A 19,897-nucleotide genomic window follows, 5' to 3' on the forward strand; every position below is an offset into this window, starting at 1 on the left:
TAAATTGCATGATAGAAATAACAATATCTATTTTATGGAGTAAATAAATCGTAACTTGATGCTCTTATTCTTGTTTCTTTATAAAAGTCTAAGGTGGCGAGATTTTTCTTATTTTAAATAAGGTAACGAAAAGTTATAGTATAATTTTTGTGATCTGTTCTGTTAGAATAAAATATTAAACCATTCAGAAAGAACCTGCATTAATTTATAATGTTGGCGAGGCGTTTCTTTTATTTAATTTAAATGGGTGTTTATCTTATTGGATTTATATTTTATCTATCTTTTTTTGACTTTATAAAGGAATTTGCATGAAGAAGACAGTGTTATTATTATCTATAATCACATTATTATCAGGGTGTAAAATAAATGAAGCTATTCGTTCAGTTAATAGTGCTGTGAACCAAATAGTTCCATCGATGGAATCGACAGTAACTGAAGCGACTTATGCAGAAATATGTAAGGACTTTAGTGATAATGAGATAGCAGCTAAGAAAAAATGGAGAGGAAAGTGGGTTATTTTTGAAGGAAGAGTGACCACTATTGCAAGTTTGGAAGAAGTAGTCAGATATGACCTCTATAAACCAACACCACCTAAAGTCGTTGCTATTTCATTTAATAATAAAGCTAGTGCTTCATATACTTTAAAACCAAGTGAAGAAGAAAATGTTCTTAAAATTAAGAAAGGACAAACTGCAAAAATAAAAGGTGAAATAACTGATATTGCTAATACTCTGGGTTGCTTGATCCTTTTAGACAACGGAACCATACAGTAATAATTCATATAATTAAGCTAATCGATTCGAGCACTGAGAGTTTTCTCAATCGAAATGTTCTCAGCCTCTTAATTGAGGCTTTTTATTTTATTCGTATTTTAGCTCGTGAATGTGTTGGTAGTAGGTAGTGAAATAATGAGATAAAACACACTCATAAACATCTGTAACGTATTGATTTATTTTCTATGCATCATCGTGCACTTTCTCGTCAATAGTATTGCGATTTAACACCAACCTATTGTTTTATATTGATAACTAAACTTATATAGAGCTTTCCAATATAAAGTGGTATTCTTCTTTCATGTTTTCCCCTATAAAGCATATTGAATATAAAAGGCTGTAAGGACTTACAAATGACGACTATTGAAAAAATTGAACGCCAGATCAATGAAAACCCAATTATTTTATACATGAAAGGTTCACCAAAATTACCAAGTTGCGGTTTTTCTGCTCAGGCAGTTCAAGCTATCTCTGCTTGTGGTGAGCGTTTTGCGTATGTTGATATCCTGCAAAACCCAGATATTCGTGCAGAATTACCAAAATATGCACACTGGCCAACTTTCCCACAATTATGGGTAGATGGTGAATTAGTCGGTGGATGTGACATTATTCTAGAAATGTATCAGCGCGGTGAATTACAGAAGTTACTAAAAGAGACTGCTGATAAATATCGTGGTGAAGAAGAAGCCTAATTATTATTTTTCTTTTAATAGATTGATATTAAAAGAAATAAAAATAAATTAAGTATTCAATAAGAAAAGCCAGTTCAGTGATGAACTGGCTTTTTTCTGTTATTCATATTGTTATCATTGAAATAATAGAATTAAGGTGTTGGTAATGGCCATCCACCGAGCTTTTTCCAGCGATTAACTAACTCACAAAAAAGTAATGATGTGCGATTCGTATCATACAACGCACCATGAGCGAGTTTGCTATCAAAAGGTATTCCTGCAGTGATACAGGCTTTAGCTAAAATAGTTTGCCCCAAAACTAATCCACTTAACGCCGCTGTATCAAAGGTGGCAAAAGGATGAAAAGGGTTTCGTTTTAACCCTGCACGTTCAGCCGCAGCCATGACAAAGCTATGATCGAAATTTGCATTGTGCGCTACAATGATAGCGCGGTTACAATCAGCATCCTTCATTCCTTTGCGTACCATTTTAAAAATAGCATGCAAGGCTTCATATTCACTGACTGCGCCACGAAGTGGGTTTGTTGGGTCAATGCCTGTAAATTCTAAGGCAGCAGGTTCTAGATTAGCACCTTCAAAGGGATCAACATGAAAATGTAGCGTATTATCAGGTTTTAACCAACCTTGTTCATCCATTTTTAATGTAATGGCTGCAATTTCAAGTAAACCATCTGTTTTTGCATTAAATCCACCTGTCTCAACATCAATAACAACAGGGTAGTAACCTCGAAAACGGTTACAAAGCTTATTGGGATTATTTATTTCAGGCATCAAATTGTACTTATCCGATAAAAATAAAATATCGGAAATTAATAATAAGCAAGGCCAGAAAGATAAATAGATTATCTTTCTGGTTTAAATAAAAATTAGTTACCTAGTGCGTGACTTGCACTTTTATTTTCGATAAGTTCGATTTTGTACCCATCAGGATCTTCAACAAAAGCAATAATAGTTGAGCCTCCTTTAACTGGGCCTGCGTCACGGGTAACATTACCGCCAGCTTGACGAATAGCTTCACAGGTTGCTGCAACATCATCAACACCCAGCGCAACATGGCCAAAAGCCGTTCCCATTTCATAGCTGTTTACACCCCAGTTATAGGTTAACTCAATAACCGCACCGGTGCTCTCATCACCATAGCCAACAAAAGCTAACGAGTATTTATATTCCTCATTCTCGCTAGTGCGTAGAAGTTGCATACCTAATACTTTGGTATAAAAATCGATAGAACGTTGTAAATCGCCTACACGAATCATGGTATGAAGTACTCGCATATAAACCTCTCGTGTTTTTTTAATGTTAAACCTTACAGATAAACTGATGGCGCAGTACTATAGCGCGTTAAAGCCCTAAAGTTCAATTTTACTACACCCTTAACAGTTCAATCAGTGCATTGTGCAGATAATCTCTCCATTAACTATACTCTATAGTAACAAACAATAGGGGGGGGAAATCAAATGCAAGATCAATTAGAATTTTTTGATATTCCTAGCCCTTGTATTGGACGTTGTGAAATGAATGCTCAAGGTTACTGCATGGGATGCTATCGTAATCGGCAAGAACGATTTAATTGGTCAACAATGAGCGCACAAGATAAAAGAAATGTATTACGCCTTTGTCAGCAGCGTTATTTAAGATCATTTAAAAAAGGAGGGGCGACAATAGAAAAAGAAAATGAACAACTTAATTTATTTTAAATGTTCCACTTATTTTTTAATCTTGAAAAATAAATGAAGTATTGTTTTAATTCATTTTTGTTATTTATTATAGTTAGTTGGTTTATTATTTTTTCTTTATTAATATAATTATATCTATTAAAAATATTTCTAATGACTATTTATTTGTAATTGCATGATAACAAAAATATTTTTCTTTACTGGAGTGTAAATCGTGAAATAATGATTGTTATTATGTAAAAAAATATAGATTAGTTTTTATAACAAGGTTATTCTTTATGAACTTTCGTTGTCAGAAAGAAAATAAATTAATCAAGTCTTGAAAATAATTACTTATCTAATAAATAGGAATATAATTATATTAGTTATTAAAGGTAAATATTTTAATTAAAAAGAATAGGTAAATGTTGTATTAAAAATGAATATCTAAACTTTGCAATAAGTTGACTGAAAATACTAATTAAGGAGAGATAAGTGGAATCAACATTAGGAGCAGATTTGGCGCGTTTAGTTCGATTATGGCGTGCTTTAATTGATCATCGTCTCAAACCATTAAAATTAACTCAAACCCATTGGATCACTTTGTATAATATTAGCCAATTACCACCAGAGCAGTCACAAATTCAATTAGCTAAAGCTATAGGTATAGAGCAACCTTCTTTAGTAAGAACACTAGATCAACTGGAAGAAAAAAAACTGATATGTAGACATACATGTGCAAATGATCGTAGAGCAAAACGTATAAAATTAACAAACGAATCTGAACCTTTTATTAATGAAGTCTATGCAGTTATAGAACAAACGAGACGAGAAATATTGGGTGATATTCGACGAGATGAGATTGAAACGTTAATTGGTATTATTCAAAAATTGGAAAAAAATATAAATAGACTAAATAGCTAATAATTTCAAAATCAATATATAATCTATTTAAATAAAGATTAATTACTATTGTGATAATAATTATTACGTGAGGGTAATAAATAGGTAGGTTATATATTTAATCTCTCTTTAAATTTATTATTAGATCATAAAAAAACAGGCAACATTAAGTTGCCTGTTTTTTATCCATGAATTATCGAGGAGATACAGTTAAATTATTTCCATTACCAATAACAGCAACACGTTGACCTTGGCTATAAACAGTATTATCTGCTTTTTGAACGATTGCCACAGTTTTACCGCTATCTAGACGAACTTCAATTTGAACACCTTTGGTAGTATTTAATGCACCTTGCGCTTGTTGTCCAGCCATACCACCTGCGATTGCACCAGCTGCTGTTGCAAGGTTACGACCTGTGCCACCACCAATTGTGTTACCTAACATTCCGCCAAGAACAGCACCACCAATGGCACCTAAGATATTCTCATCACTACCTGCCTGAATATTAACTGCACGAACAGAAACAATCGTACCATAAGTGATATTTTGCGCTTGTTTAGCTTGGCTTGCCGTATAAGTGTCGCCCGATAATGAACTTGTGTTCACACAACCAGTAAGAACGGTCATCGTAAAAAGACCAATAAGTAAATGCTTAAACATAGTTACTCCTAAAGAAAACCTGAGGTACATTGTTCAGGTTATATCAATGTTGTCTAGTATCAGTTATAGACTATTTTTTACTTATGTCGACACTGATTTTAATAATATATAGCTTACTATATAGTAAAGGCCGATAGTAAAAACAGAAGAGATTTCTGAAAAAAGAGAATATAACATTATATGTTAAAAATTTGCATCATCTTGATTATAAGGAAAAGAACATGAGAGCAGGGCGATACATTGGCGTGATGTCTGGCACAAGCTTAGATGGTGTTGATGTTGTATTAGCTGCAATCAATAATAAGTTCGTTGCACAACAAGAAACTCATTTTTTACCTTATCCACAACTTCTACGTCAACGTATTTTAGCTGTTTGCCAAGGACAACCCACTACTCTACATGAGCTAGGCTTATTAGATGCACAATTAGGAGAGCTATATGCTCAAGCAATTATAGAGTTACTGGCAAAAGTAAAACTTAGTGCAAGCGATATTACGGCGATAGGGTGCCATGGACAAACGGTCTGGCATGAACCTGAAAGTGATATGCCATTTACTATGCAAATCGGTGACAACAATCGTGTGGCTGCATTGACAGGGATCACCACTGTCGGTGATTTCCGTCGTCGTGATATTGCATATGGTGGACAAGGCGCGCCTTTAGTGCCTGCTTTTCACCTTGCAGTATTAGGGCATTCTATCGAGAGACGTATTATTTTAAATATTGGGGGTATTGCCAATATTTCATTATTATTGCCTGGTGTTGCAGTAAAAGGCTATGACACTGGCCCTGGCAATATGTTGTTAGATAGCTGGAACTGGATACACAACCAAACGCCTTATGATGATAATGGGCAATGGGCATCAACCGGAAAAGTAAATGCTGCATTATTAAAAGATATGCTGTCTGATCCTTATTTTTCTCGTTCAGCACCTAAAAGTACCGGGCGAGAATATTTTAATACGCAATGGTTAAACTATCATTTAGCAAGAGTACCTAATGTTTTCCCAGAAGATGTACAAGCCACTTTAGTTGAATTAACCGCTATCAGTATTGTGCAACAAATACAATTAAGCGGGGGATGTGAACGTCTTTTAGTCTGTGGTGGAGGTGCTAGAAATGGGCAAATTATGCATCGTTTGGCCTCATTATTACCAGGCACAGAAGTGGCACCTACAGATAAATATGGTTTAAGTGGTGATGATATGGAAGCGCTTGCATTTGCTTGGCTTGCAGCTAGAACTATTGCCAATGAATCAGGAAATTTACCTTCTGTCACAGGGGCATCAAGAGAAACCGTTTTAGGGGCGATTTACCCTACAAATCCTCGTTAAGCGTGATATGCTGAATGCAGTTTCTCAAAAGAGAGAGAATGAAAAATGACAGATCTTGATTTTATTGATGTTGCTGATTTACGCCGTGAATATATGAAAGGTGGATTACGACGTCATGAACTAACTGAACAGCCATTGGTATTGTTTGAAAAATGGCTAAAACAAGCTTGTGAAGCGCGTTTAAGCGATCCTACAGCAATGTGTGTTGCAACTGTTGATGAAAATGGACAACCTTACCAGCGTATCGTGTTATTAAAGCACTTTGACGAACATGGATTAGTTTTTTACACCAACTTGGGCAGTCGTAAAGCGAGTCATTTAGAGCATAACCAAAGAGTGAGTTTGTTATTTCCTTGGTATCCCTTAGAAAGACAAGTCTGTTTTTTAGGGAAGGCAGAAAAACTTTCGCCTATTGAGGTTTTGAAATACTTCCACAGTCGCCCTAAAGATAGTCAAATTGCGGCTTGGGCTTCTCAACAGTCTTCTCGCATTTCTGCAAGAGGCGTGTTGGAAAGTAAGTTTATGGAATTAAAACAGAAATTCCAAAATGGAGAAGTCCCATTACCGAGTTTCTGGGGTGGATATCGTGTGACATTTGAATCTGTTGAATTTTGGCAAGGACGAGAAAATCGTCTACACGATCGCTTTATCTACCAAAAATCACCACAAGGATGGGATGTTGAGCGATTAGCACCTTAATAGGGCGCTAATAAATTTGTCTCAAAAAGTCTTTTTCTACTGGTACTTAACGTAGTGGCGCTTTATGCTATACCACTTGTGTTTCACTTATATTTTAAATAGACAAAAAACAATAAACCGATGGAGTCATTGATGTCTAGCAAGAACCTAATCACACAATTGCAGGAGCGTGGGCTAATCGCTCAGGTCACGGATGAGGCAGCTTTAGTAGAGCGTTTGGAGCAAGGTCCTATCGCTCTCTATTGTGGCTTCGATCCTACCGCTGATAGCCTGCACTTGGGGCATTTGGTTCCTTTGCTGTGTTTAAAACGATTCCAACTAGCCGGGCATAAGCCTGTGGCGTTGGTGGGTGGTGCAACGGGTCTGATTGGTGATCCTAGTTTTAAAGCCACCGAGCGCAAACTGAATACCCAAGATACTGTTCACGAATGGGTAGAAAAAATTCGTAAACAAGTGTCACCTTTCTTAGATTTCGACAGTGGTGAAAACAGTGCGGAATTAGCAAACAACTATGACTGGTTTGGTCAAATGGATGTGCTGACATTCCTGCGTGATATCGGTAAACACTTCTCTGTGAACCAAATGATCAACAAAGAAGCGGTTAAACAGCGTTTAAACCGTGACGATGTGGGTATCTCTTTTACTGAATTCGCCTATAACCTATTACAAGCTTATGACTTCGCGTCATTAAATACGCATTTAGGTGTTGAATTACAAATCGGTGGCTCTGATCAGTGGGGTAATATCACTTCAGGTATCGATTTAACCCGCCGTTTCAATCAGAAACAAGTATTTGGTATGACTGTACCATTAATTACTAAATCTGACGGAACTAAATTCGGTAAGACAGAAGGCGGTGCGGTTTGGTTAGATCCTAAGAAAACAAGCCCATACAAATTCTATCAGTTCTGGATCAATACAGCAGATGCTGACGTTTATCGCTTCTTAAAATTCTTCACCTTTATGAGCATTGAAGAAATTAATGCACTTGAAGAAGAAGATAAAAATAGCGGTCAAGCGCCTCGTGCTCAACGTGTATTAGCAGAACTAGTTACTGGTTTAGTTCACGGTGAAGAGGGATTAGTCGCTGCTAAACGTATTACAGAAAGCTTATTCTCTGGTGCAATTGCAGACTTAACCCAAGCTGATCTTGAACAATTAGCACAAGACGGTATGCCGACAATTGAATTAGAAAAAGGCAGTGATTTGCAACAAGCTCTGGTTAACGCAGAATTAGTTCCTTCTCGTGGTCAGGCTCGTACAATGATTGGCTCTAACGCTGTTTCAATTAACGGTGAAAAACAAGACAATCCTGAATACGTCTTTGAAGAAAAAGATTTCTTATTTGGTCATTATTCTATTTTACGTCGCGGTAAAAAACACTACTGCCTTGTTATCTGGAAATAATTGACAGTAAAGGGCAGCCAGTGAGTTGCCCTTTTTCTTAATAACAATAAATAACGTATATACCTCGCCTATGATGATAAAGCTTGGGTGTTGTGTGTATTCACAATAATCGGTTTATGTCATGAAAAATATACTCTCTATTCAATCTCATGTTGTTTTCGGTCACGCGGGTAACAGTGCTTCTGAGTTTCCAATGCGTCGGATGGGTGTGAACGTTTGGCCTTTAAATACAGTGCAATTTTCAAACCACACACAGTACCCAGAAAAATGGACTGGATGCGTTATGTCAGCAGAACATATTACAGAAATTGTTGATGGTATTGCCGCAATCGGCAAGCTCTCACAATGTGATGCTGTACTAAGTGGTTATTTGGGATCGGCTGAACAAGGTTTGCGTATTGTTGATATCGTTAAAAAAGTAAAACAAGCCAATCCTAACGCATGGTATTTTTGTGATCCTGTGATGGGGCATCCTGAAAAAGGTTGTATTGTCCCTCCTGCAGTTTCAGGTGTGCTGTGTGAAGAAGCTTTACCAATTAGCGATATTATTGCCCCTAATCTTTTAGAGCTTGAAACATTAAGTGGTGGTAAAGCACTTCACAACGTTGATGAGTGCGTAAATGCTGCTCGTGAATTGTGTAAACAAGGCCCTAAGATTGTATTAGTAAAACACTTATCACGTGCTGGATATCGCCATGATCGCTTTGAAATGCTGTTAGTAACCGCAGAACATAGTTGGCATGTTAGTCGCCCATTAGTTGATTTTGGTGAGCGTCAACCCGTGGGAGTCGGTGATTTAACCAGTGGTTTAATGCTGGTGGATTTACTCAAAGGGGTTGAGTTACAAACTGCATTAGAACACGTTGCCGCGGCAGTTTATGAAGTGATGCTCAAAACGAAAGAAATGAATGAGTACGAATTGCAACTCGTTGCTGCACAAGATCAAATGGTGCATCCAACACATAGATTCTGTGCAACACAGATAGATTAATTGCAATAAAACAAATTTGATTAGAACCAGAACGGAGGCTTAATAGTTTCCGTTTTTTTAGGAGCCAGTTGTAAGATATCAATGGATTATACGTATTATAAGCCGTCTATCTCATCTTCACTCATTAGATTATTGATAAAAACATCAAATGAAGGAGCTAAATAGAGTTGAGCGTTTTTATGGTTTTCTTCAAGAGTTAGTTCATCATTAAAGAGATCTATCGCATAAAATAGCACACTATTATCATCTTGATTAATGCAGAAAAAATTCCCACCCCAATCAATAGCAAAGGGGATGATGTTTTGAGGAATAACTTTTTTTTCAATCATATAATAATAACAATTATCGATTAATGAAGTACTACTATCTAAAGTTAAGTCACAGTGTTTTATAGATTTAAACGTTGCAATTTCAAGAGGTTCAATATCATTATTGATATAATACCAACTCTTTAGAGGGACTCCTCCATTAAATTGTAGGTAATGTTCAACAAAATCATTGGGAAATTTATATTTTAAATTATTCTCTAATTGTTCTATTTCAAACAATGAAATGTTTTTTTTGCAGTGTTCGAAATTATTATTCATTTTATTTCCTTTATTTTTATATTAATTTTCTTTTTTTAGTAAGTTTTCTATATTTTGAAAATCAATAGCATAATCATTAAGAACAATACCTTTAAAGGTTACTAACTTATTAAAAAATCCTTGTGCATGTAATGCCATTGTTTTTATAAGCAGGTGTTTATTTATAAACGACTTTCTTGATCCGTTGGCATTGATGGTAATGAGCACATTTTCATTGATAGGCTGAAATTTTATTTCAATAGGCTGGTCAGGAAAGTTAGTTTTAAACTCTTGATTTTCATTTATTTTAACTAAACCTTCGACTAGATAGCTCCATAGTTGGTCAACATAATCCCACATGCTTATATCGATTATTTTAGTATTATAAATAGATAATTCTATGGCACCTTCAATATAGAAAGTATCTTTTAATAAACCATTATAGTCATTGATATTAATAAAATTATCTCTTATTTTTAAGTAAGTAGAAACGTTAATCATGTAATATCCTATTAACCTAGTAAAGTCATTTCCCTGAGTACTTTTTAGATACAGATATGAAAGTGTATTACTTTAGATAACCACATTTAGTGTCTGTGCATTTAAAAGAGAATAGCTCAAGTAATTATATGTCACTTGAGCTATTTAAATTAAAAAATAGAAAAGAGATTACTCTTTAATTAACCCTTCAGTAATCAGTGCGCTATGTACATTAGGGCGTTGTGCAATGCGTTTTAAGTAATCTTGTAGATGTGTTAGATCAGATAAATCTAAGCCAACATGCGGTGCCCATTGGCTTAATGTAAATAAATAAGCATCAATAACAGTAAAATACTCACCACATGCAAATTTCTGTTTGCTTAAGATATCATTGATATAAGCAAATTTACTTTTGAGTTTGGTTTTAACTACTGGCAAGTAGCTTTCTGGAGTATCGGGTGAAAATAGTGGGCTATAGCCTTTATGAACTTCACTCGCAAGAAAATTTAACCATTCTATTTGGTGATAACGTTCTAATGTTTTTGGTGGTGCAATTAAATTTCTATCTGGTTTTAAGTCTGCAAGGTATTGAACAATAGCAACGCCTTCAGTCAGAATATCACCATTATCTAATTGAAGGACAGGAACCTGCCCTTTAGGGTTGATGGTTAGAAAATCTTTACCTGACTCTGTTTTTTTAGCACGTAAATCGATGCGTTCAATAGAGAAATCTAGGCCCGTTTCACGTAAAACGATATGAGGGGAAAGTGAGCAACTACCCGGTGTGTAGTACAATTTCATATTGAATAGCTCCCTATCAATGAGATGGTGATAATGACTTACGGATATCAAAAAATATCTTCATTAACATAAGATAATAAGGCGTTCTAAGAAATTAGCAAACTCAAATGATGCGAATGAAAAAGGCTTTTGTAAATCTGTGAACAAGACAGATAATTGATGAAATTATAAGAAAATAAGTATTCTTTATATTAATTATCATTCTTCAAATGAAGGTAGGAAAGAAATATCAAGGTAATAAATCTTGGGATTTCTCTTATCAACATAGACTGTAACCAGTTCTTTATTAATATAAGGAGTGGGATCAAAAAATATATAACCACTTTTATAACGAATTAAACGATTATTTAATGTGTCATGATAATCTGCGATGATTTGATAAGGAGAACGGTGATTAATTCGAATATTATTATTAATAATGACCTCAGATATTTTCACATTAATAGGCATACCATCACGTTTCAATCGTTGATTTCTATTGGCTTTTCTTCTTATAAAATACAGAGGGATAAGTCCCGTTGAGGCAAATACCAAGCCAAAAATACCTAATATAGTGCCTGCACCATATAAGCCTAAAAAGTTGTTAATTGTTGCTCTTTGAGGATCATTTTGAAGATAAATAACACTAATGTTTTCACCAAGATGAAAACGAGGTGGGTTACTTCCTTCTAGTGAGCGAAAAGTAATTTTTCTATTATCATTAGTAGTAAATTGAATAATAGGGTGATAAACACTTCTCTCATTAGAGGACTGACTCATACTTTGATCAATAACAACACCTGTTGTTTCTATGCCATTTCTTACTAAATGCAATTCTGATTTAATAACAAATAAAGCAACGATAAAAATAATCACACCGATAATGGCAAAAATATAAAACAGAAATTTAAATTTCTTCATACATTAAATCCTTTTATTAATATGTGATTATTTTATCTGTAATAAGTGAAAAGATTATAGGAATTAACTAAAAAACAAAAGTTATATTTATCTAAAAAGTTATTGCTCTAAATATGAAGTTCAAAAAGAGTGAAAACAAGATGAAATATGGATATTCATCAACAAAAGAGCCAAATAATTAAACATAGAAAAAGCTTAAAAAATCTAACAGGGAGGATGAAATGAATATACGCAGGAATGTTATTCTCACAAAAAAGCCAGCCTAAAATCATTAAGGCTGGCTTTTGTTATTTAGGCAATAGAATTATTTTAGTTCTAATTCATTCATTGCTGCAATGCTAAAGCCACCATCAACGTGGATGATTTCGCCAGTAATACCACCTGATAAATCAGAGCATAAGAATGCTGCTGTATTACCAACATCTTCGGTTGTTACAGTGCGACGTAGAGGGGTTACTGATTCGCAATGGCTTAACATTTTACGGAAGTCTTTGATACCAGACGCCGCTAATGTACGGATTGGGCCAGCAGAGATACCGTTAACACGAATACCTTCAGGACCCATGGCGTTTGCCATGTAACGTACGTTAGCTTCTAAAGACGCTTTAGCCAGACCCATGACGTTATAATTAGGGATTGCACGTTCAGCACCTAAATAAGTCAGAGTTAACAGAGCAGAGTTTGGATTTAGCATTTCACGGCTTGCTTTTGCCATCGCAACAAAGCTGTATGCGCTAATATCGTGAGCAATTTTAAAACCTTCACGAGTAACAGCGTTAACATAGTCACCATCTAGTTGGTCAGCAGGTGCAAAACCGATAGAGTGAACAAAACCATCGTATTTTGGCCAAACTTTTGCAAGTTCTGCATACATGGTATCGATGCTTTCGTCTTTTGACACATCACACTCTAATACGATATTTGAGTCTAATGATGCTGCAAATTCTTCAACGCGTGGTTTCAGTTTTTCATTTTGGTAAGTAAATGCAAGTTCTGCACCTTGGTCACGCATAGCTTTGGCAATACCATAAGCAATTGATAATTTACTAGCAACACCAGTAATAAGAATGCGTTTGCCGGTCATAAAGCCCATAGCTGTATCCTTGTTTTTTCGTAAATCGCGATAATAACATCATTCACAGTTTTATTTATCTGTTGGGTTATCACGCTTATTGTTAATAAACGTGGCTGATTCTACCACGACATTTGTAAATTTGTTTAATTTCCCTAGCACCTCCGAGGAGTTAAGGGAAAAGGGCGAAATAATGTGCAATTAACATTAGGCCTATATTGTTTACACTTAAGTTAAATCTTGACGCCAAGCTTCGGCTGTTAAGGCTTCACCAAAATGGCTTGCAACCAATCTTCGTGTGACTTCATGTAAAGGTGAAGCAAGGACTTCAGCTGTATTACCGCGTTCAACAACTTCACCATTATCCATCACAATAATCTTATCGCTAATATGTTTAGTCATACCTAAGTTTTGTGTTACATAAATATAGGCAATATCATGAGTTTCTTGCAGTTCTAACATCAAATTTATAATTTGTGATCGTAAGGACATATCCAATGATGCGATAGCCTCGTCAGCAATAATTACTTGAGGTTGTAAAATTAATGCTCTTGCAAGCGCAATACGTTGGCGCTGACCTGATGCAAACATATGGGGATAATAGTTTGCATGTTCAGGCAAAAGGCCCACTTGGCGTAATGTCTGATAAATGCGCTTTTCACGTTCAATAGCACTTAAATCCGTATTAAGACGCAAAGGAATATCTAATGTTTGACCAATACGTTGGCGCGGATTTAATGAGTTAGTGGGATCTTGGAATATCATTCTAATGCGTTGGCTACGATAAGGATAATCACCGAAATGGAGTTGATGCCCATTAATAAAAATATCCCCGCCGGTAGGCTCAGTTACACCTGATAACATTCTTGCTAATGTAGATTTTCCTGAACCATTAGCACCAATAATGGCTAAGGTTTGTTTTGGCTCAAGTGTAAAACTAACTGGTTTTACAGCTTCTAATTGTTGACGCCGGAATAATCCAGTGCGATAGCGAAAAGTTTTTGAAAGATTTTTTACCTCAAGCAGTTTATCGAACATCAGTTGGCTCCACATTTAATGGGAAATGACAAGCCACAGCATGGTTTTTAAATAAACGTAACCGAGGGGCTTCAATACACTGGCGTTGTGCATATGGGCAACGTGGGCCTAAACGACAACCTACGGGTAGATGTTCAAGCGAAGGGATTGCTCCAGGCAATGTATTTAAACGGCTCTTATGTGCCAATGAGTTGGTAAAATCAGGAATAGAGCGTATCAATGCTTGAGTATAAGGATGATAAGGTGTTACTAATAGTTCATCGGGAGAGGCAGTTTCAACCATTTGACCACAATACATCACTGTAATTTTATTCGCCAATTTACTCATCCATTGCAAATCATGGCTAATCAAAAGAATTGTCATATTATTATTTTGATTAAGTCGAGTAAGTAAACGAAATATTTGTGTTTGTGTTGCGGGTTCCATTGCGTTAGTCGGTTCATCCGCAATCAACAATCGAGGCTGATTAGCAATGGCGATAGCTATCATCACTTTTTGGCATTCACCTTCTGTTAATTCATAAGGGTAACTGCGCATAATATCTTTGTGATCTTTAATACCTACACGGTGCAATAATTCAATTGCACGGCGTTTTCGCCAATGAAAGCGTTGCCACCAATGACCTTTAAATGTCCAACCTGGGATAGCTTGTATCAACTGCTGTTCAATTTTTGTCGCAGGATCAAGACAAGATTGTGGCTCTTGAAAAATCATTGAAATATTATGACCAATGACACGACGTCGCGCTCTTGGGGATAATTTAAGTAAATCAATATCATCAAATCGGAAACGATCAGCAGTTACGTTGATATTATCTTTAGTGACGCCACAAATGGCTTTTGCAATTAAGCTTTTACCTGATCCTGATTCACCGACAAGCCCCCTGACTTCACCTTCATTTAAGGTAATAGAAACACGATCGACGGCTTTAACTGGCCCATCAGGCGTCATAAATTCAATGGTTAAATTGCGTATATCTAATAAAGGCATTATTCAACTCCCTCATTTATTGCACGCTGTAAACCATCTCCTAATAGGTTCACCAATAAAACGCTGATCATGATTGTGGCGCCTGGAATTAAGACAGTCCATGGGGCGACATAAATTAATTCAAGTGAATCGCCCAGCATGGCACCCCATTCAGGAGAAGGAAGCTGAGCGCCTAAATTGAGGAAACCCAATGCGGTAATATCAAGAATAGCGATTGAAAAAGCACGCGTTAATTCAGAGACCAATACAGGGGTAATATTAGGTAATACGGTATACCATAAAATGGAAATATTCGATGCGCCATCAAGTCGAGAAGCAATGACATACTCTTTGTTTAATTCATCATTGACCGCAGAATAGATCATTCTGACTAAGCGAGGTAACAATGCTAGCCAAATCGCTATCATGGCATGGCCAAGGCTTGTTCCCACAAAAGCTACAACAATAATGGCCAGAAGTAGTGATGGAATTGATAATAAGGTATCTAATATATGGTTAAGAATGGCGGATTTTAAACCATGAGTCATCCCTGCAAAACAACCAATAATTAACCCCATTAATGTCGCAGCAAAAGTGACAATAAATGCACCACCAAAGGTCATACTTGTCCCAATTAAAATTCGACTAAAAACATCTCTGCCTAAGTCATCTGTACCAAAAAAGTAAGAAACGTTCCCGTTTTGATACCAAGATGGTGGCGTTAATTGATGTCCGAAAAACTGTTGATCAAGAGCATAAGGCGCAATATAAGGGCCAATTACACTCAATACTAAGAGAAAAAGAACACCATAAAACCCTACCATTGAGATAACGTCTTTAGAAAAACATTGCCAAATCACCGCTGCGGGTGTTGGTGTTTTTTTCTCTTTATAAAATTGGCTATCTAAAGGCATATCCCACCTTGTGTTTCATTGGATTACTCATAGCGCCTACAATATCTGATAAGACGTTAACAACAATGACCATTGAACCTACTAACATCACTCCTGCGGAAATCGCAGAGTAATCTTGTTGGCGGATTGCTGTGACTAACCAGCGGCCGAGTCCCGGCCAATTAAATACAATTTCTGTCACCATGGTAAGTGTAAGCATGGTGGAGAACTGTAAGCCTAATTTAGGGATGATAGGGGGTAAAGCATTATGAAGAATATGGCGACGAATAATTGTAAAACGTGAAAGACCTCGAGTTGCGGCTGCCTTCACGTAGTTCTCTGACATAATTTCTTCCGTACTATTGCGCATTAATCGAATAACTTCTGTAGTGGGTGCAATAGCAAGTGTTGTTACAGGTAAAATCAGATGTTGTAATACATTAATAATCATTTGCTGGCGATAAGGTGAATTAGATAACCAAGCATCAACTAATGCAATACCTGTAATAGGCTGTAAGTTATAAAGTAAATCAATACGACCAGAAACAGGAAGCCAACCCAGTTTTAGTGAGAAGAAAAGTGTTAATAACAAGGCAAGTCCAAAAACAGGCACCGAAAAACCTAAGAGCGCAAAGTTACTGATAATAATATCAGCAGATTTATTACGCCAAACACCAGCAATGATCCCAGCAGGAATACCCACAATTAAGGCAAAAAGAAAGGCTAAGGTGCAAAGTTCCATTGTTGCTGGCAATGCCTCAATTAATTGCGCTTTAATGGGTTCTCCATTAATAGAAGAAATACCAAAATCAAAATGAGTCATATTGTGAGCATAAAAAAAGTAGGCATCTATTAGTGATGCACCACTTAATGGACCATTTGGCGTGTAATAGCTTAGGCTAAAGCTCACCAGTGACAAAAAGAACAGTGTCACAAGTAATAAAAGCAATCGACGTATTGAATAAATAATCATGGATTATTTTATAGCCTCTTTCTTGTGATTTTGTTCATCCACTTCTGCTTCTCGATAAACACCAGCAAAAGACGCATTACCGAAAGTACTTAATAGTAATCCTTTAATATCATAGCGATATGCTTGCATACGTAAAGAATTAGCTAAAGGCAATACAGGGAGTTCTTGAGCGAGAATATCTTGTGCTTGATGATAATAATCTATTCTTGAAGCAAGTTGCTGACTATAAAGCGCTTTTTTTAAAATATCATCAAAACTTGGTAGGCACCAATGACTAAGGTTAGTTTGTGAACTAATAGCTGCACAACTAAAGAGAGGACGGAAAAAACTATCAGGATCGTTACTGTCTGTTGACCAGCCAGATAACGTCATATCATGAGTCCTATCCATCATACTGGTTTCTTGGTATCGCCCTTCAATTGGGCGAATATTCATTTGAATGCCCACTTGAGCTAAGTCTGCCTGAATGAGCTCAGCCATTTTTAATGGGCTTGGGTTGTAAGATTGTGATGCGCTGGGTACCCAAAGGTTCAATTTAAGTCCATCAAGCCCTAGCTCTTTTAGTATTTGTTTCGATTTCTCAGGATTGTACTCTGTGATTTTTGCACGATTATCATAAGCCCAAGATGCACGAGGAAGTACCGATGCGGCTGTTTCAGCTGTACCATAATAAATCGATTCCATTAAACGTTCATTATTTATGGCATAAGCAATAGCTTGGCGAACTTTAAGATCATTGAGTGGAGGCTTACTAGTATTAAAGGCTAAATAAGCGATATTCATACCTGAGCGCAATGTTAATCTTAACCGAGGATCATCACGTAAAACTTTTAATTGGCTAGCCGCTGGATAGGCTAAAACATCACATTCGCCTGTTAATAGTTTAGATATACGGCCTGTACCTCCAGCTCCCATATCAATAACAACTTGTTGCATTTTAGGCTGACCCTTCCAATAGTCGTTATTTCTAAATAAACGAACAAATTGTCCTGGTTGATATTCATCTAGAAAGAAAGGGCCTGTACCTACTGGTTTCCAATCAAGTTGTGTCTGGTTGCCCGATTTCTCTAAGCTTTGTGCATATTCAGCGGAAAGAATAGGGGCGTAATGTGTTGCTAAATGCCATAAAAAAGAGGCATCAGGCTCTTTTAAACTAAATTCGACTGTGTATTGACCCAATTTTTTAACTGATTGGATATTGTCGGCAAAACTTAAGCTATCAAAATAGGGATATTTTCCACCATTGATTTGATTATAAGGATTTTTTGGGTTGATCATCCGTTCAAAACTAAAAATCACATCATCTGCTGTGAGTTTTCGTGTAGGTGTAAACCACGATGTTTGTTGAAACGAGATATTTTTACGCAAATAAAAGCGGTATGTTGCGCCATTATCTAGCGATTCCCAACGAGCGGCTATCTCAGGAATAAGACGATAAGTGTAAGGGTCAACATCTAAAAGACGATCATAAAGTTGCGCGGCAAGGGGATCGATGATTAATCCACTACTTGATAATTGTGGATTAAAGGTATTCACACTGCCATCAACACAATAAACAAAGCCATTTTGATTAATTGGAGTTGGCTCTTGTTTTATCGATAGCGCTTGTGTTTTTGGTGCTACATCTGCGATACAAGTTGCACTTGTTAAGCTAACTAGCAGAGTACCAATAAGTAAAATAGGGCGCATAATAATGTCTTTTAGAGAAACGATTTTGCTATTGTAACTTAAAAAACTTTCTATCCCCAAATAGTCAAAAAAACAAAGTGAGAAAAATTCTCAACAAAAAGCTTTACAAATGCTAATGATAAAGATTATCATCCGTATTGTCCTTCAGCGGTAAGAGGTTTTCCGCAGAAGGCACGACATTGCTCACATTGCTTCCAGTATTTTTTTACTAGCCAGCTCGGGTGCTGGCTTTTTTTTTGCCTCTTTTTTAAAAACACTCCCCCTGCAAAACAAAAATCATTATTAATCATTATGTTATGTTGTTACTTGGTGCTTTTTAATCAATCCTCTAAATTGATCGTAGCTTAACTTCAGTTTTTCAGCAGCTTCTTTTTGATTATATAAACTCTCTTTCAACGCGTTGCTCACTAATATTTTTTCCATTTCATTTTGCCATTGTCGCAAATCAAGAGGTAAATCAGGTAGTGAAAAAGACGAAATCTTTTTTTCTAATGGTGATTGTTTTGATATCGGTGTTTGCAAGCCTGCAAAAGGGTTAATAATAATATTGTCTAATTCTCTATCGCTGGTTCCGTGGCGATAAACCGAACGCTCCACAACATTTTTTAGCTCACGAATATTACCAGGCCATGAATAGTCTAAAAGAATTTGGCATGCGTTATCACTAAAACCAGGAAAAAAAGGTAATCCCAATTCTTGGCACATTGAAATCGCGAAGTTTTCAGCAAGTAACATAATATCAGCCCTGCGTTCCCTCAGCGGGGGCAATCGGATGACATCAAAAGCTAATCTATCCAGTAAATCCGCGCGAAATTTACCTTCTTCAGCCATTGCAGGTAAATCTGCATTTGTGGCGCAGATAAGCCTAACATCCACATGCAAAGATTGACTGCCACCAACACGCTCTAAATGACCATATTCAATAACTCGTAATAATTTTTCTTGTACAAGCATTGGTGCTGTTGCCAGTTCATCAAGAAAAAGAGAGCCACCATCAGCACGTTCAAAACGCCCTTGATGACGATTTTTAGCACCAGTGAAAGCCCCAGCTTCATGACCAAAAAGTTCAGAATCGAGCAAGTTATCATTAAGCGCAGAGCAGTTGATAGAAATAAAAGGGCCTTGCCACCAAGGTGCAAGGTAGTGTAGTCGATGAGCGATTAACTCTTTACCTGTACCTCGTTCACCAATAATTAATACTGGTTTTTTTAATTGAGCAAGTGCTGAAGTTTGTTCTAAAACATCAATAAATTGACTATCAACACCGATTATTGTCTCTAAATTCTCATTCATTGGTTAAATTCACCATAGTGAGGTATTTTTTACCAGTTTATCAGGTGTTCGAAAAATAGGCGAACAATATAAATTAACTATTATTAATAGGTTAGGTGAACTTTAAAA

22 protein-coding genes are annotated in these 19,897 nt (G+C 36.3%); 8 read left to right on the plus strand and 14 right to left on the minus strand.

The window, feature by feature from the left end; genetic code table 11:
- Positions 1-308 precede the first annotated feature (308 nt).
- Together DK866_RS09495 and DK866_RS09500 are read left to right on the plus strand one after the other, a co-directional pair.
- On the plus strand, positions 309-773 hold the full coding sequence (locus tag DK866_RS09495; RefSeq protein WP_109408703.1) for an OB-fold protein: 465 nt from the start codon (positions 309-311) through the stop codon (positions 771-773).
- A gap of 353 nt (positions 774-1,126) precedes the next feature.
- Positions 1,127-1,465, plus strand: a complete 339-nt coding sequence (locus tag DK866_RS09500) for a Grx4 family monothiol glutaredoxin (RefSeq protein ID WP_072070287.1) — start codon at positions 1,127-1,129, stop codon at positions 1,463-1,465.
- Between the two features lie 131 nt (positions 1,466-1,596).
- On the opposite strand, the gene rnt is transcribed toward DK866_RS09500, so the two are convergent.
- Both rnt and gloA read right to left on the minus strand, forming a co-directional pair.
- Positions 1,597-2,235, minus strand: coding sequence for a ribonuclease T (gene rnt, locus DK866_RS09505; RefSeq protein WP_072070286.1), 639 nt, complete (start codon positions 2,233-2,235; stop codon positions 1,597-1,599).
- Between the two features lie 95 nt (positions 2,236-2,330).
- Positions 2,331-2,738 carry a lactoylglutathione lyase gene (gloA, locus tag DK866_RS09510; RefSeq protein WP_036937247.1) on the minus strand — a complete coding sequence of 136 codons (408 nt, stop codon included), beginning with the start codon at positions 2,736-2,738 and terminating at the stop codon, positions 2,331-2,333.
- A gap of 183 nt (positions 2,739-2,921) precedes the next feature.
- On the opposite strand from gloA, the gene DK866_RS09515 reads away from it, so the two are divergent.
- Together DK866_RS09515 and slyA are read left to right on the plus strand one after the other, a co-directional pair.
- Positions 2,922-3,161, plus strand: a complete 240-nt coding sequence (locus DK866_RS09515; protein ID WP_109408704.1) for a DUF1289 domain-containing protein — start codon at positions 2,922-2,924, stop codon at positions 3,159-3,161.
- A 453-nt stretch (positions 3,162-3,614) separates the two neighbouring features.
- Positions 3,615-4,043 carry a transcriptional regulator SlyA gene (slyA, locus tag DK866_RS09520; RefSeq protein ID WP_109408705.1) on the plus strand — a complete coding sequence of 143 codons (429 nt, stop codon included), beginning with the start codon at positions 3,615-3,617 and terminating at the stop codon, positions 4,041-4,043.
- A gap of 172 nt (positions 4,044-4,215) precedes the next feature.
- Here the strand turns inward: slyA and DK866_RS09525 are convergent, their stop codons facing one another.
- Positions 4,216-4,683, minus strand: coding sequence for a glycine zipper 2TM domain-containing protein (locus tag DK866_RS09525; protein ID WP_109408706.1), 468 nt, complete (start codon positions 4,681-4,683; stop codon positions 4,216-4,218).
- A 221-nt stretch (positions 4,684-4,904) separates the two neighbouring features.
- Between DK866_RS09525 and anmK the strand changes: the two genes are divergently transcribed.
- From anmK to pdxY, 4 genes are all read left to right on the plus strand, one after another.
- Positions 4,905-6,017: an anhydro-N-acetylmuramic acid kinase gene (gene anmK / locus DK866_RS09530; RefSeq protein WP_109408707.1), complete on the plus strand. Its 1,113-nt coding sequence runs from the start codon at positions 4,905-4,907 to the stop codon at positions 6,015-6,017.
- A 45-nt stretch (positions 6,018-6,062) separates the two neighbouring features.
- Complete coding sequence (pdxH, locus tag DK866_RS09535; protein ID WP_109408708.1) at positions 6,063-6,716, plus strand: pyridoxamine 5'-phosphate oxidase; 654 nt, start codon at positions 6,063-6,065, stop codon at positions 6,714-6,716.
- 132 nt (positions 6,717-6,848) lie between these two features.
- On the plus strand, positions 6,849-8,123 hold the full coding sequence (gene tyrS, locus DK866_RS09540) for a tyrosine--tRNA ligase (protein ID WP_072067950.1): 1,275 nt from the start codon (positions 6,849-6,851) through the stop codon (positions 8,121-8,123).
- A gap of 121 nt (positions 8,124-8,244) precedes the next feature.
- Entirely contained in the window at positions 8,245-9,114 is an 870-nt protein-coding gene (gene pdxY / locus DK866_RS09545; protein ID WP_109408709.1) for a pyridoxal kinase PdxY, read from the plus strand.
- Positions 9,115-9,209: 95 nt separating this feature from the next.
- On the opposite strand, the gene DK866_RS09550 is transcribed toward pdxY, so the two are convergent.
- From DK866_RS09550 to pspF, 11 genes are all read right to left on the minus strand, one after another.
- Complete coding sequence (locus tag DK866_RS09550) at positions 9,210-9,701, minus strand: SMI1/KNR4 family protein (RefSeq protein WP_109408710.1); 492 nt, start codon at positions 9,699-9,701, stop codon at positions 9,210-9,212.
- A gap of 21 nt (positions 9,702-9,722) precedes the next feature.
- On the minus strand, positions 9,723-10,181 hold the full coding sequence (locus tag DK866_RS09555; RefSeq protein ID WP_109408711.1) for a hypothetical protein: 459 nt from the start codon (positions 10,179-10,181) through the stop codon (positions 9,723-9,725).
- A 168-nt stretch (positions 10,182-10,349) separates the two neighbouring features.
- Entirely contained in the window at positions 10,350-10,961 is a 612-nt protein-coding gene (gene gstA / locus DK866_RS09560; RefSeq protein WP_109408712.1) for a glutathione transferase GstA, read from the minus strand.
- 198 nt (positions 10,962-11,159) lie between these two features.
- Positions 11,160-11,861, minus strand: coding sequence for a DUF3592 domain-containing protein (locus DK866_RS09565; protein WP_109408713.1), 702 nt, complete (start codon positions 11,859-11,861; stop codon positions 11,160-11,162).
- A 304-nt stretch (positions 11,862-12,165) separates the two neighbouring features.
- Positions 12,166-12,954: an enoyl-ACP reductase FabI gene (gene fabI, locus DK866_RS09570; protein ID WP_072067955.1), complete on the minus strand. Its 789-nt coding sequence runs from the start codon at positions 12,952-12,954 to the stop codon at positions 12,166-12,168.
- 207 nt (positions 12,955-13,161) lie between these two features.
- The gene (sapF, locus tag DK866_RS09575) at positions 13,162-13,971 is read right to left on the minus strand and encodes a putrescine export ABC transporter ATP-binding protein SapF (RefSeq protein WP_072067956.1); all 810 of its coding nucleotides are present in this window, start codon (positions 13,969-13,971) and stop codon (positions 13,162-13,164) included.
- On the minus strand, positions 13,961-14,962 hold the full coding sequence (gene sapD, locus DK866_RS09580) for a putrescine export ABC transporter ATP-binding protein SapD (RefSeq protein WP_109408714.1): 1,002 nt from the start codon (positions 14,960-14,962) through the stop codon (positions 13,961-13,963). The genes sapF and sapD overlap by 11 nt, the downstream gene beginning before the upstream one ends.
- Positions 14,962-15,855, minus strand: coding sequence for a putrescine export ABC transporter permease SapC (gene sapC, locus DK866_RS09585; protein WP_072067958.1), 894 nt, complete (start codon positions 15,853-15,855; stop codon positions 14,962-14,964). The genes sapD and sapC overlap by 1 nt, the downstream gene beginning before the upstream one ends.
- Positions 15,842-16,807, minus strand: coding sequence for a putrescine export ABC transporter permease SapB (gene sapB, locus DK866_RS09590; protein WP_109408715.1), 966 nt, complete (start codon positions 16,805-16,807; stop codon positions 15,842-15,844). Before sapB ends, sapC begins: the two co-directional genes overlap by 14 nt.
- A gap of 3 nt (positions 16,808-16,810) precedes the next feature.
- Positions 16,811-18,496, minus strand: coding sequence for an ABC transporter substrate-binding protein SapA (sapA, locus tag DK866_RS09595; protein WP_109408716.1), 1,686 nt, complete (start codon positions 18,494-18,496; stop codon positions 16,811-16,813).
- Between the two features lie 294 nt (positions 18,497-18,790).
- A complete protein-coding gene (gene pspF / locus DK866_RS09600) occupies positions 18,791-19,789 on the minus strand; it encodes a phage shock protein operon transcriptional activator (protein ID WP_109408717.1) in 999 nt (332 codons plus the stop codon).
- Positions 19,790-19,897 lie beyond the last annotated feature (108 nt).

Origin of the sequence: Proteus genomosp. 4 str. ATCC 51469 (assembly GCF_003144375.1) — a bacterium.
In the GTDB taxonomy this organism is placed as follows: domain Bacteria; phylum Pseudomonadota; class Gammaproteobacteria; order Enterobacterales; family Enterobacteriaceae; genus Proteus.

What these genes read in the sequence shown, in the direction of transcription:
- sapB (WP_109408715.1), bottom strand. Translation starts at nt 16,807, where the DNA reads ATGATTATTTATTCAATACGTCGATTGCTTTTATTACTTGTGACACTG.
- pspF (WP_109408717.1), bottom strand. Translation starts at nt 19,789, where the DNA reads ATGAATGAGAATTTAGAGACAATAATCGGTGTTGATAGTCAATTTATT.
- DK866_RS09495 (WP_109408703.1), top strand. Translation starts at nt 309, where the DNA reads ATGAAGAAGACAGTGTTATTATTATCTATAATCACATTATTATCAGGG.
- gloA (WP_036937247.1), bottom strand. Translation starts at nt 2,738, where the DNA reads ATGCGAGTACTTCATACCATGATTCGTGTAGGCGATTTACAACGTTCT.
- anmK (WP_109408707.1), top strand. Translation starts at nt 4,905, where the DNA reads ATGAGAGCAGGGCGATACATTGGCGTGATGTCTGGCACAAGCTTAGAT.
- fabI (WP_072067955.1), bottom strand. Translation starts at nt 12,954, where the DNA reads ATGGGCTTTATGACCGGCAAACGCATTCTTATTACTGGTGTTGCTAGT.
- rnt (WP_072070286.1), bottom strand. Translation starts at nt 2,235, where the DNA reads ATGCCTGAAATAAATAATCCCAATAAGCTTTGTAACCGTTTTCGAGGT.
- pdxY (WP_109408709.1), top strand. Translation starts at nt 8,245, where the DNA reads ATGAAAAATATACTCTCTATTCAATCTCATGTTGTTTTCGGTCACGCG.
- sapC (WP_072067958.1), bottom strand. Translation starts at nt 15,855, where the DNA reads ATGCCTTTAGATAGCCAATTTTATAAAGAGAAAAAAACACCAACACCC.
- gstA (WP_109408712.1), bottom strand. Translation starts at nt 10,961, where the DNA reads ATGAAATTGTACTACACACCGGGTAGTTGCTCACTTTCCCCTCATATC.
- sapF (WP_072067956.1), bottom strand. Translation starts at nt 13,971, where the DNA reads ATGTTCGATAAACTGCTTGAGGTAAAAAATCTTTCAAAAACTTTTCGC.
- sapD (WP_109408714.1), bottom strand. Translation starts at nt 14,962, where the DNA reads ATGCCTTTATTAGATATACGCAATTTAACCATTGAATTTATGACGCCT.
- sapA (WP_109408716.1), bottom strand. Translation starts at nt 18,496, where the DNA reads ATGCGCCCTATTTTACTTATTGGTACTCTGCTAGTTAGCTTAACAAGT.
- DK866_RS09565 (WP_109408713.1), bottom strand. Translation starts at nt 11,861, where the DNA reads ATGAAGAAATTTAAATTTCTGTTTTATATTTTTGCCATTATCGGTGTG.
- DK866_RS09500 (WP_072070287.1), top strand. Translation starts at nt 1,127, where the DNA reads ATGACGACTATTGAAAAAATTGAACGCCAGATCAATGAAAACCCAATT.
- pdxH (WP_109408708.1), top strand. Translation starts at nt 6,063, where the DNA reads ATGACAGATCTTGATTTTATTGATGTTGCTGATTTACGCCGTGAATAT.
- DK866_RS09555 (WP_109408711.1), bottom strand. Translation starts at nt 10,181, where the DNA reads ATGATTAACGTTTCTACTTACTTAAAAATAAGAGATAATTTTATTAAT.
- DK866_RS09550 (WP_109408710.1), bottom strand. Translation starts at nt 9,701, where the DNA reads ATGAATAATAATTTCGAACACTGCAAAAAAAACATTTCATTGTTTGAA.
- DK866_RS09515 (WP_109408704.1), top strand. Translation starts at nt 2,922, where the DNA reads ATGCAAGATCAATTAGAATTTTTTGATATTCCTAGCCCTTGTATTGGA.
- DK866_RS09525 (WP_109408706.1), bottom strand. Translation starts at nt 4,683, where the DNA reads ATGTTTAAGCATTTACTTATTGGTCTTTTTACGATGACCGTTCTTACT.
- tyrS (WP_072067950.1), top strand. Translation starts at nt 6,849, where the DNA reads ATGTCTAGCAAGAACCTAATCACACAATTGCAGGAGCGTGGGCTAATC.